General features: G+C 62.3%; 12 protein-coding genes, 1 tRNA gene and 1 pseudogene. 6 read left to right on the forward strand and 8 right to left on the reverse strand.

Going from position 1 to position 11,632, the window contains the following annotated elements:
• Positions 1-10 precede the first annotated feature (10 nt).
• The 3 genes from smc (at position 11) to AV059_RS12290 (ending at position 5,824) form a co-directional block, all read left to right on the forward strand.
• Positions 11-3,598, forward strand: a complete 3,588-nt coding sequence (gene smc, locus AV059_RS12280) for a chromosome segregation protein SMC (protein WP_058994775.1) — start codon at positions 11-13, stop codon at positions 3,596-3,598.
• Complete coding sequence (locus AV059_RS12285) at positions 3,591-4,622, forward strand: ScpA family protein (RefSeq protein WP_058994776.1); 1,032 nt, start codon at positions 3,591-3,593, stop codon at positions 4,620-4,622. Before smc ends, AV059_RS12285 begins: the two co-directional genes overlap by 8 nt.
• A gap of 98 nt (positions 4,623-4,720) precedes the next feature.
• On the forward strand, positions 4,721-5,824 hold the full coding sequence (locus AV059_RS12290) for a site-2 protease family protein (RefSeq protein ID WP_058994778.1): 1,104 nt from the start codon (positions 4,721-4,723) through the stop codon (positions 5,822-5,824).
• Between the two features lie 30 nt (positions 5,825-5,854).
• Here AV059_RS12290 and AV059_RS12295 read toward each other — a convergent pair whose 3' ends face one another.
• Both AV059_RS12295 and AV059_RS12300 read right to left on the reverse strand, forming a co-directional pair.
• Positions 5,855-6,505 carry a hypothetical protein gene (locus AV059_RS12295; RefSeq protein WP_058994780.1) on the reverse strand — a complete coding sequence of 217 codons (651 nt, stop codon included), beginning with the start codon at positions 6,503-6,505 and terminating at the stop codon, positions 5,855-5,857.
• 48 nt (positions 6,506-6,553) lie between these two features.
• On the reverse strand, positions 6,554-6,790 hold the full coding sequence (locus AV059_RS12300; protein ID WP_058994781.1) for a hypothetical protein: 237 nt from the start codon (positions 6,788-6,790) through the stop codon (positions 6,554-6,556).
• A gap of 94 nt (positions 6,791-6,884) precedes the next feature.
• On the opposite strand from AV059_RS12300, the gene AV059_RS12305 reads away from it, so the two are divergent.
• Entirely contained in the window at positions 6,885-7,136 is a 252-nt protein-coding gene (locus tag AV059_RS12305; protein ID WP_058994783.1) for a hypothetical protein, read from the forward strand.
• A gap of 21 nt (positions 7,137-7,157) precedes the next feature.
• On the opposite strand, the pseudogene AV059_RS22790 reads toward AV059_RS12305, so the two are convergent.
• The 4 genes and pseudogenes from AV059_RS22790 to AV059_RS12320 all read right to left on the reverse strand — a co-directional run.
• Positions 7,158-7,312 (reverse strand): annotated as a pseudogene (locus AV059_RS22790) (short-chain dehydrogenase); the annotation flags it as partial.
• A gap of 74 nt (positions 7,313-7,386) precedes the next feature.
• Entirely contained in the window at positions 7,387-7,632 is a 246-nt protein-coding gene (locus tag AV059_RS12310) for a hypothetical protein (protein WP_058994785.1), read from the reverse strand.
• Between the two features lie 213 nt (positions 7,633-7,845).
• Positions 7,846-8,277, reverse strand: coding sequence for a hypothetical protein (locus tag AV059_RS12315; protein WP_195156654.1), 432 nt, complete (start codon positions 8,275-8,277; stop codon positions 7,846-7,848).
• 12 nt (positions 8,278-8,289) lie between these two features.
• Positions 8,290-8,727: a hypothetical protein gene (locus AV059_RS12320; RefSeq protein ID WP_058994788.1), complete on the reverse strand. Its 438-nt coding sequence runs from the start codon at positions 8,725-8,727 to the stop codon at positions 8,290-8,292.
• 194 nt (positions 8,728-8,921) lie between these two features.
• Between AV059_RS12320 and AV059_RS12325 the strand changes: the two genes are divergently transcribed.
• Positions 8,922-9,512, forward strand: coding sequence for a HalX domain-containing protein (locus AV059_RS12325; protein ID WP_058997598.1), 591 nt, complete (start codon positions 8,922-8,924; stop codon positions 9,510-9,512).
• A gap of 191 nt (positions 9,513-9,703) precedes the next feature.
• Here the strand turns inward: AV059_RS12325 and AV059_RS22075 are convergent.
• Positions 9,704-9,848 (reverse strand) — tRNA-Met (locus tag AV059_RS22075).
• A gap of 145 nt (positions 9,849-9,993) precedes the next feature.
• Here AV059_RS22075 and AV059_RS12330 point away from each other — a divergent pair.
• Entirely contained in the window at positions 9,994-11,004 is a 1,011-nt protein-coding gene (locus tag AV059_RS12330; protein WP_058994790.1) for a hypothetical protein, read from the forward strand.
• 196 nt (positions 11,005-11,200) lie between these two features.
• On the opposite strand, the gene AV059_RS12335 is transcribed toward AV059_RS12330, so the two are convergent.
• On the reverse strand, positions 11,201-11,590 hold the full coding sequence (locus AV059_RS12335) for a DUF5830 family protein (protein WP_058994792.1): 390 nt from the start codon (positions 11,588-11,590) through the stop codon (positions 11,201-11,203).
• Positions 11,591-11,632 lie beyond the last annotated feature (42 nt).

Here is an 11,632-nt window from a genome sequence, read left to right on the forward strand (position 1 = left end):
ACACCACCGCATGCATATCAAAGAGCTCGTCCTCGACAATTTCAAGAGCTTCGGACGCAAGACCCGAATCCCGTTCTACGAAGATTTCACTACTATCAGCGGCCCGAACGGCTCGGGTAAGTCCAACATCATCGACGCGATTCTGTTTGCACTTGGACTTGCTCGCACCTCGGGTATCCGCGCCGAGAAACTCACCGACCTCATCTACAACCCCGGCCACGCCGACGAAGACGCCGAGTACGACGGCGAACGCCAGGCCAGCGTCGAGGTGATTCTGGCAAACGACGACCGGACGCTGTCACGTTCACAGGTCGTCAACGCCGCCGGCACCGAAGATGTGGGTGACGTGGACGAGATCGCGATCAAGCGCCGCGTCAAAGAGACCGAGGACAACTACTACTCCTACTACTACATCAACGGTCGCTCGGTCAACCTTTCGGACATTCAGGATCTGCTCGCGCAGGCTGGCGTGACGCCAGAAGGATACAACGTCGTCATGCAGGGCGACGTGACCGAGATCATCAATATGACCGCCGGCTCCCGTCGGGAGATCATCGACGAGATCGCCGGGGTCGCCCAGTTCGACGCGAAGAAGGCCGACGCCTTCGACGAGCTGGAGGTCGTGCAAGAGCGCATCGACGAGGCTGAACTCCGCATCGAGGAAAAACAGGACCGCCTCGATCAGCTCGAAGACGAGCGGGAGACGGCGCTCAAATATCAAGACCTCCGTGACGAGAAAGAGGAGTACGAGGGGTACCGCAAGGCTGCCGAACTCGAAGACAAGCGCGAGGAACTTGCGGCCGTTGCGGAAGCCATCGACGAACTCGAAAGCGAACTCACCGAACTCCAGACGGAACTCGACGAGCGCCAGGGAGCGGTCATCCGACTGGAAGACGAACTCCATGAACTCAACCAGGAAATCGAGCGCAAAGGCGAGGATGAACAGCTCGCCATCAAGCGCGAGATCGAGGAGATCAAAGGCGACATTTCCCGGCTGGAGGACAAGATCGAGTCAGCTGAGGAGACTGTCGAGGCCGCTGAAAACGAGCGCCGGCAGGCGTTCGTCCAGATCGACCGCAAGCAAGAAACCATCGACGACCTCGAAAGCGACATCCGTGAGACGAAAGTCGCCAAATCAAATGTCAAGGCCGACATCGCCGAAAAAGAATCCGAACTCGCGGAGGTCCAGCAACGCATCGACGAGGTCGGCGAGGAGTTCCAGGAGGTCAAGGACGAACTGGAGGAGAAGCGCTCGCGACTGGAGACGCTCAAAAGCGAGAAGAACGACCTCCAGCGCGAGCAGGACCGCCTGCTCGACGAGGCTCGGCGGCGCTCGAACGCCGAGGACGAGAAGCGAGCCGCTATCGAGGAAGCCGAAGCCGAGATTCCCGACCTCGAAGCCGACATCGAGGACCTGCAGACGGAGCTGGAGAAGGCAAAGCAGAACAAGGCGACCATCGGCGAGGTCGTCGACGACCTGCGATCCGAGAAGCGCGAACTCCAGTCGGACCTCGATGAGCTGGAGGACGAGATCAGCGCGAAACAGCAGGAGTACGCCCAGCTAGAGGCGAAGGCCGGCGAAGACGGCGATTCCTCGTACGGCCGCGCGGTGACGGCGATTCTCAACGCCGGTCAGGACGGCGTCCACGGCACTGTCGGCCAACTCGGCGGCGTCGACCCCGAGTACGCCATGGCCTGTGAGACGGCGGCTGGCGGGCGGCTCGCCCACGTCGTCGTCGACGACGACAGCGTGGGTCAGCGCTGTATCGAGTACCTCAAATCCCGTAGCGCCGGCCGGGCGACGTTCCTGCCAATCACGCAGATGCAGAACCGCTCGCTTGGGTCGCTGCCCAGCGCCGACGGCGTCATCGACTTCGCGTACAACCTCGTGGACTTCGACCGCGAGTACGCGGGTATCTTTTCCTACGTGCTCGGCGACACCGTCGTCGTCGACAGCATGGACACTGCCCGCGAGCTGATGGGCGACTACCGGATGGTCACGCTCGAGGGCGACCTCGTCGAGAAGTCCGGCGCAATGACCGGTGGCTCCTCCTCGGGTACGCGCTACTCCTTCTCGGGCGGGGCGGGCAAGCTCGAACGGGTCGCCACGCGCATCAACGAACTCGAAGACGAGCGCGCTGACGTGCGCGATGACCTCCGTGATGTCGAGGAACGCCTTGACGACGCCCGCGACCGCGAGTCCGATGCGACCGAACAGGTCCGGGATATCGAGACGAGCATCGAGCGCAAGCAGACCGCGCTCGAAGACACCCGCGAGCGCATCGAGCAACTGGAAGCCGACCTCGAAGAGATCGCCGCCGAGCGCGAGGACGTGGCCGACCAGATGGACGAACTGGAGGCCGATATCGAATCGAAGACCGAAGAGATCGACGCGCTCCAACGCGACATCGACGAACTCGAAGCCGAGGTCGAGGATTCGGAACTACCGGACCTGACCGACCAGCGCGAGTCGATTAAGGACGACATCGACACGCTCGAAGACCGCCAGGGCGAACTCGACGCCGAACTCAACGAGTACCAGTTAGAGAAGCAGTACGCCGAGGAGGCTATCGAAGACCTCCACGACGACATTGAGGCGGCACAGAACCGCAAGGCCGACCACGAGGAGCGAATCGACGACCTCGAAACGAAGGTCGCGGAGAAGCAGGAGCTGAAAGGCGAGAAGGAACAGGCTGTTGCTGACCTCGAAGAGGAGCTGGCCGAACTCAAGTCCGAGCGCGAGGACCTGAAAGCTGACCTGCAGGAGGCCAAGGAGGCCCGTGACGAGCAACAGGCCGCCGTCTCCGAAATCGAGCGGGACCTCGAATCCGAGCAGGAAACGCAGGAGCGTCTGGAGTGGGAAATCGACGAACTCGAAGCGCAGGTCGGCGACTACGACCCCGAGGACGTGCCCGACCACGAGACGGTCGAGCAGGAGATTGACCGGCTGGAAACGGAGATGGAGAAACTGGAGCCGGTCAACATGCGGGCTATCGAGGAGTACGACCGCGTCAACGACGACCTGCAGGAACTCGAAGACAAGAAGGCGACACTGGTCGAGGAAGCTGACGGCATCCGCGACCGCATCGACACCTACGAGGCGCGCAAGAAGGAGACGTTCATGGAGTCGTTCACGGAGATCAACGACCAGTTCCAGAACATCTTCGAACGGCTCTCGAACGGTACTGGTCACCTGCACCTCGAAGACGAGGACGACCCCTTCGAGGGCGGACTGACGATGAAGGCCCAGCCGGGCGACAAGCCAATTCAGCGGCTGAACGCGATGTCAGGCGGCGAGAAGTCGCTAACGGCGCTGGCGTTCATCTTCGCCATCCAGCGACACAACCCCGCGCCGTTCTACGCGCTTGACGAGGTTGACGCCTTCCTTGACGCGGCCAACGCCGACCTCGTCGGTGAACTGGTGGACGAACTCGCTGGCGACGCCCAGTTCGTCGTCGTCTCGCACCGCTCGGCCATGCTGGAGCGGTCCGAGCGCGCCATCGGCGTAATGATGCAGGGCGACAACGTGAGCGCCGTAACTGGCATCGACCTCAGCGGAGAGGGCGATGGTGACGAGGAGGTGCCGGCTGATGACTAGCGAGCCGCCACGCGGCTCGGAACAGTCAAGCGGCGACCACGGGGAGCCGCGAGACGATGAAGCGCCGGGAGAGCAGGCGGATGACATCCCGCTCAACATCACCGGGCACGAGGACCGCGACCCGCCCGGCGAATCCGGCGACGCCGCGGCCCTGCTGGGCGAGTCCGCCGATGCGGACGACGATACGGCGGCACAAGACCACCCCGGAAACGACCAGCCGACCGGCAGCGACGAGGACGGAGACGAAGACGTCGAACCGGTCGAAGTGCTGGTCCAGCTCGCCGACGACGGCGAAATCGATCCGTGGGACATCGACGTGGTGCGGGTCACGGACAAGTTCCTCCAGCGCATCGACGATGCGGACCTTCGCACGTCAGGGCGGGCGCTGTTCTATGCGAGCGTCTTGATTCGGATGAAAAGCGACGCGATGCTCGGCGAGGGAGAGACTGAGGAGGAGCCGGCCGAGCCGTGGGAGCAGGCGATGCACGAGGACGCGCCCATTGAGGACCCGGACCCCTTCGCCGCGCTGGAGTCGGAGATGGACCGACGGCTCGAACGCCGCCGCGCCCGCGGGATGCCACAGACGCTCGATGAACTCGTTCGGGACCTCCGCGATGCCGAACGGGAATCGTGGTGGAAAGAGTCACGTGAGTACGACACCAGCGACTCTCCGAGCGGGTACGACCGTGGGACGCAGGAACTGGACTACCGCGGGGCCGACGACATGCGACTGGACGAGGAACCGTCGGCCGCTGACGTGACCGGGACGGCCCACGCTGAGAACATCGACGACATCATCGCTGACGTGCACGACGCCGTCCGCGAGCAGTACGACCAGGGTCGAGAGGAGGTGCTGTACCGCGAGGTCGACACGGCCGGTGGGACTCGCGTCGAGACGTTCCTCGGATTGCTCTTTTTAGCTCACCGTGGTCAGGTCCGACTCCAGCAGGATGACCTCTTCGGGGACCTCTGGATTCAGGACCCCAGCGTGGCGACCGGGTCGGACGAAGCTGTGGCGGACTGACTCCCTCGTCCACAATTATCCGCCGTGGGTGGCCGACACTGAACGTCGAGAGTGACACGGCAAACAGGTTCAAACGGGTCGAACCCTAAACAGAGGTAATGGCGACCCAGTCCTCGCCGCCGGAGTTGCCGGACCCGGAAACGCTCGCAGACACGTTCCACGTGTACGAGATCGACAGGACCGCCGAGGACGGCGTCCGGTATTACGGCGAGCCACTGACCGAGTCCGAACAGGTCATCCATCGCATCGCGCCGGCGTTCCGTCAGCGCGGGTACCGCGTCGCGCTCAAGCGGGAGATGGGCGAATGGGTGCTGATTGCCCACGAGCGGTCGCTCGGCGTCGACGGCATCCCGTGGTTGAACGTCGGGCTCGCCGTCCTGACGCTGTTGTCGACGCTGTACGCCGGGACCCGCTGGTACGGGCTGTCCGTGCTCGAAGACCCGACAGCCATGCTCAAGGCGTGGCCTTTCGCCGCGGCCGCACTGGGTATCCTCGCAATTCACGAGTTCGGCCACTACGTCATGAGCCGGTACCACGAGGTTGAGGCGAGCCTGCCGTACTTCCTGCCGTTTCCGAACGTGCTCGGGACGCTGGGTGCGGTCATCAGCATGAACGACCACATTCCCGACCGGAAGGCGCTGTTCGACATCGGTGTCGCTGGCCCGCTGGCGGGTCTCGTTGCGACAGTCGTCGTGACCGCCATCGGCGTGACGCTCCCACCGGTAGAGGTAACTCGCGGCATCGTCACGAACATCGAACTCGGCTACCCGCTGTTGTTGCAGGGCATCGCCGCAGTCATGGGCGAACAACTTGAGTACGCGAACCCGCAACTCCTCCCGAACCCGGTCGTCATCGGCGGCTGGGTGGGGGCGTTCGTGACTTTCCTGAACCTCCTGCCAGTCGGCCAACTCGATGGTTCACACGTCGCCCGGTCGCTGTTCGGTGACCGACTGTCTCTGGTCCAGCTTGCCGTCCCTGTCGCCCTGTTTGGACTCGCTGGCTATCTCGTCGCCTTCGAGGGGGGCCGAGCGGCCGGGCTGTGGGCGTTCTGGGGGGTTCTGGCGCTGGTGTTCGGCCGGCTCGGGTCCGCGACGCCGCTGGACGAGACGCCGCTGGGACCGGGCCGCTGGGCTGTCGGCCTGCTTACGTTCGTTCTGGGGATGCTCTGTTTCGTTCCGGTGCCGCTCGTTATCACGATGTAGCGCCCGCCGCTCGTTCTCCCCGCAGACGACTCACAGCCCGTACGGGTCGTATTCGGGCCTGTTGTCCGCGTCGGCAGAGAGGTCATATCGCTCCCGGAACTCAGTAAGTAGGTCGTCAGCGCCAGCAGTGAATAGCACGGCGACGCCATACGGGCGGGAGTACGAGTCGGAATCGGGCGCGTCGGGGTCGATGAAGATAGCGTCCGTCGGCGGTTCGCCGATACCGGGGAGTTCAGTCAGCAGTGATTCCATCGGCACGAGGCCGGTGAGCACGCTCGGGACAAAGGTACCGCCGGGCAGCGGCGCGCGCGGCTGAACAAAACACTCCGCGACCGGCTCGCCGTCTTCTTCGAGTACGGCGCTTGCCGGGCGTTCCAGCCCCGGCTCCCAGAGGTCAGCCGCCACTTCCGGGACTTCGGCATCCACAGCAAAGTCCATCGTCACGCGGTCAAGCCGCTCGAACGAAAGCAGCGACCAGGCCTCATCCGAGTCGTCGGGGTCGCCGCCCAGCGTCGCTTCAACGAGATCGCCCGTCCGGAGGTCGTCAACTGCCGGCTGTCGTTCGCCGTAGCCGGACTGGTACACGGTGTAGAGCCGCGTTGCATCGGTGTCGAACAGATTGATGTGCGGGACCGCATCGACGACCCGGTAGACCCTGAACACGCCCGTGCGCTCGTCCATACTTTCCCGACGCGCTCCATCGTCAAGACTCCGCGGACTCACCGGCGCTCAGGCAGCCGTCATGAGCTTGAGCCACTCGGTCAGGCAGTCGTCGCTACAGTGGTGGTGATGCTGTCGGTCGCCGCTCGTGTCTAGTACTCCGACGACGAGATGCCAGTCGTCGGCGTATACGTGGCCGCCACAGACCACGCAATCGCGCACCGTCTCGTCGTCTGTCCGCTTCCCGACAGACACCGTCTCGACGTAGTATGTCCCTCCAAGGGCGTACGGCGCTTCCAGCTCCATCGGCACAGTCTGGGGACTACACACCCCTAAATGACGGGGACAAATCGACCAGTCCGACGCAACACCGAGGTAGCCTCGGCTCTAAGCCACAGGTATGAGTCAATCCACGGACCTCCCGGACCCGGACCCGGAACAGCTCCGCCTGGCCGTCGAACGGCTGCTCGACGAGACGGTTGACCGCGACGAGGCGCTCCACGTCACGGCCGATGACCTATCGGTCTCCGTTCCAATGCGGTTCGGTTCAGACTCCCCGCAGGCAACGTGGCGGTTCAACGGCGACGTGACGATCTCAGTCGACGGTGTTCGGGGGCCGCTCAGAGAGTGGGTCGACCTCCTCGAAGAATAGCCGGCGTCGGAGCCGAAGCGCTCAGAACGCCTCAACGTGGGGGCGGAGTCGGGTTCCAGCGTCCACGCCGAGCGGTCCTGTTCGACGAGGTGCCAGTACGACTGGGCGACCTCGTCGGGATCAAGGTACGTCTGGGCGTCGCGGTCGGCTGTGCCCGTGGCGTCTGGTGGGCGAATCTATGGTCATAGCGGCGGTTCGGAATGGAGGGCCGCAATATCCACGGTGATGCTTGGAATTACAGGGTTCCGTGTCAGTCGTCTCCTCCATGTGCGTGGCCGATACGCAGCGTCACGGCGTTGCAGACGACGAGCGCGACGAACGCGATCCGCGTCGCCCCGGAGTTCAGGCCGGTAACCAGTAGCGGAAGATACAGAAATGGGAGCGCAATCGCTGTCCAGAACGCGATGCCTCGAACGGCGGAGACGAGCGGCTCGTCGAACTCCGGTATGGACTCATCAAACTGGGCGAGTAATTCGTATGCGGACGAACTTGACATATGGAGGGACCTGCCCACGGCTTCTACTGGAGATAGCTTATAACCGCTAGAGGTTTCCGCCCGTTTCGCTTCGTTTCACGCATAGCGGCCCCTAGCCGTTCATTTTATTATCGGCTGAGCAACGCTTAGACATTTTATCAGCGGTGCAGCTGTGGTATAATACGTATAACACCCTCGGTTACAATGGCACCTCCACTGGACGTGTACGACCGATTATGGTCCGAGTAGTGACACAGTTACGTCGTGCGCTGTGTCGCTTAGTGTCGTGCTATCGACGACGTGGTCCGGAAGCGACTCCCGCCACTCGGCGAGTCGCTGTTCGTGGTAGGCCCGATGGCGCTCCACCGAGTACGTCTCGTCGTCCGCATCCCGGAGTTCGTCGGCGGTGTCGTCAGGCGTCGGATACGACGGTGCATCCGTAGCCAGCAGCGAATCGGGCTCGATGTGAATCGGTTCATCGTCGTCGTCGGGCTGGACGACGTGGAGACGCGCCCGCATCCGGCCGCTGAACGGCGGTGTGACGCGCAACACCGTCTCTGATCCGTCCGCAGCCGCTTCGATAGCTGCAATGAGATCGGTGGCACTTATCGCGAGTGATTTGATATCTGTCGGGTCGGTGTCCATGGCTGAGTCTGTATGTTCCATTGGTTCAGGCTGTTACATCCGATTGCTGTAATCCCAGGTGTGGAGTCGGTCGGGCGTAATCGTGATCCGTATCTCACGGCGGTCGGGTGCAAGCAGTTGGTCGGCCAGTGGTGAGTCGGTCCCGCCGAGATACCGGTGCAATAAGTCGGTGAGAACCGTCTTCTCCTCGTCCGCTGTCATCGTCGCTGTTCCATTGCCTCTGACGCCGCAGTACGGCTGCTCGTTCGTCGAGATTTCGAACGAGACATTGGCGTCATGGTCGAGGTAGTCGACAACCGCTGCGTCCGCCCCGGTTGCACACTCGAAGACACCGTCAACGAACCGATACCAGAGCGAGAGCATCCAGGGTTTGTCTGCTGGAGTTCGGCATCCGAGACGGAGTGGCACCGTTTCGGTGCTGAGAAACTGTTCCATCTCCTCGCTTGTCCACGGTCCGGAGACGGTCACCATACACACACCGTATGGTCGCCGCTATGTTAACATCTCTGGGATGAGTTACTGCATTGTGACAGCGCATCTTCACGAAAGGAGTCAATAGAGCAACCATAATATTCTCAGAATCGATAATCTGCTGGGTAGCTTTATCTTGCTGTTCAGGAAAGTCACCGTGAGAGCAGTGCGTGAGCCGACAGGAGGGACAACAAGTGCAAAAGCGTGGTGAGACCGAGGAGGCAACGGTGCTCGTCGTCGACGACGAGCAAGATATCGCGGATCTGTATTCGACGTGGCTGCTGACCGCACACGACGTTCGGACCGCACACAGCGGTACGGAAGCGCTCCAGTTAGTCGATGCGTCCGTCGACGTCGTCTTTCTGGACCGGCAGATGCCCGATATGAGCGGTGACGAGGTCCTCGATACCATCGCAGAACGGGGTATCGACCCCGCAGTGGTGATGGTGACGGCCGTCGACCCTGACTTCGACATTGTCGAGATGCCCTTTGACGAGTATCTGACCAAGCCGGTCAGCCGCGAGGACCTCCTCGACACCGTCTCGGAGATGCTTATCCGAACCACGTACGACGACCGGGTTCAGGAGTACTTTGCCGTAGCTTCGAAGAAGGCGACACTAGAAACCCAGAAGAACACGCCACAACTCGAAGCAAGCGATGAATACCAGACCGTCAACGAGCGGTTCGAAGAACTCCGTCAAAGGGCCGATGCCACGGCCGCAGAGATTGACGACTTCGAGTCCGTGTTTCAGCAGTTCCCCGGTAGCGGCCTCTCGTCTGGCTAATCGCTGGCGATACTTCTCTCACGAAGCGACAGTAATGCGTCGAGCAGTCGGAGCAAACGTGCTGGCGTTTGAGAACAACTCGTTGACGACGCAGTCTGCTTGCTCGGCACCACTGCTCGGGCTGATGTAGCGCTGTTTCCCGAATCCGAGATAGAGACGCTACTGGCTGCTAGTCGATGTGATCTGGAAAGTGCCCGGGGAGGGCTCCGAACCCTCGATCTCCGCATGGCCCAGGTCTGGGGCGTGACGAGCGCCCCGGGGTCATGACGGGTGCACTGCCGCATGAGTCGAAAGACCCTATGAGTGCGGCGCTATGTCCAGCTAAGCCACCCGGGCGCGGGTGCATTCAGCCGTTGGCCGTTAGCCGTCTTGAAGGTTCTCATCTCTGTCGGGACTGTGGTACAGTCCCACGCCGCGAGCGCTTCATCGGCGCTGCTACTCGACCCGCGGATTTAAGCCACCACGCAGGTATGCAGGCAGTATGGAGATACCAGACCTCGTCCAGCAGGAACTCGGGGACGAGGAGATCCGGGGCGGTGTCAACCTCGGCGACGAAGACGCGGCCTGTTTCACACCGACCCGGACGCTCGTCTACCGCGGTGAGGGTCTTCTCAGCGACGAAAAGGTCGCCAGCTATCCACACGACTTCGAACGGCTCACGGTTTCGGAAGGCCGACGCAAGACCAAGTTCTCGCTCATCTACACCAGCGAGAAGCTCGAACTGTCTGTCCCCGGGAGCCGCGCTGATGCCGTCCTCGAACGGCTGCTCGAAGGGAAGCTCACTGTCTCGGGCGGCATCGCCCCCGACGAGAGTCTCGCCGGCGTGTTCCGGTTCAGCGAACTCACGCTGGTGGTTACCGACCGCCAGCTGCTCAAGCACATCGGCAACGTCACCTGGGACGCCGACTACGAGGCGTTCTCCTTCGACGACGTGACCGGCCTAGAGTTCGAGGAAGGCAGCGTCGCTACGGCCGTCGTCCTCTCGTTCAACGAGCGGCCAGAGCGCATCAAAGCGCCGTCCGAGGAAGCACCGATGGTCCGGAAAACGCTCGAAGAGGCCCTCTTCGCGTACCACGAAGTCGATTCACTTGCCGACCTCAACGCCAAGGTTGGGGCCGACCCCGACAAGGGTGCTGACGAAGCCGGCAACGGTCTCGGCCTTGAATCCGGCATCGACCCGCTTGTGAGCAACGACGAGGAGAGCGGCGAGGATTCCGAGGGTGAATCCACAAGCGCCAGTACACAGGCCGCGACCGCGTCGACCGATGAGCAGGGACCCACCGCTGAAGCCCCGACGGAGACACGATCCAGTGACACAGCTGGCATAGACACCGGATCGGTTGAGTCGGACACCACCACAGACCCCGATATCGCTGAACTCGAAGCACAGGTCGCCGAGCTGACCGCCGCTGTCGAGGCTCAGAACGAACAGCTCCAGAAGCAGGAGCGAACGATCAAACAGCTCATCAAGGAACTCCGGCAAGGTCGTTGAGCCGTCTGTTTTTCGATTGAATCTGTACTTCCGGGTCCGCTTATCTAACAAGTCGTGAACGCAGCCACCACCTTGCTACTTGCAGGTCTTACCTTCCCGGTCGCAGAATCAGGGCCGCTCTCTACGGCCGCAACCTCGCCGCTCACGGCTCCTCCTGTCGCCGTTTGCGTAGTCGAGACCGCTCCCTGCGCTCTCGCTACTCTCTCCCTAACACTTTCCGAATACACGTCGACCCGAACGGCCCCAGTTCGCCGTCGTCGAACTGGACGAAGTGGCCCGTACTGATAGCTGCACCACAGCGCTGACACGAGAACTCCCCCTCACGGACGACGACGTCGCTGTCGAAGTTCACGTACGACCCCTGTGACCGCGGGCGAACGACGCCGTTCTCGCGCTCGATGAGGCCGCGCATCACTGCGGTGTCGAGGATTTCGCGCTGGACCTGTGGGTTGGTCGTCACCGTCTCGATACGGTCGAGCGCGTCGGCGACGGACAGCTCCCCGTGTTCCAGATGGGCGAGCAGTTCGACGCCGAGTTCGACCGGGTCTCGCGTCTCGGACACAATCGCCGATTCAACCCCGAGCAACGTAAAAGATACCACAAAGCGTTTGTCGATTGCTACCGCTCA

This window comes from Haloarcula sp. CBA1127 (assembly GCF_001485575.1).
GTDB lineage: Archaea > Halobacteriota > Halobacteria > Halobacteriales > Haloarculaceae > Haloarcula.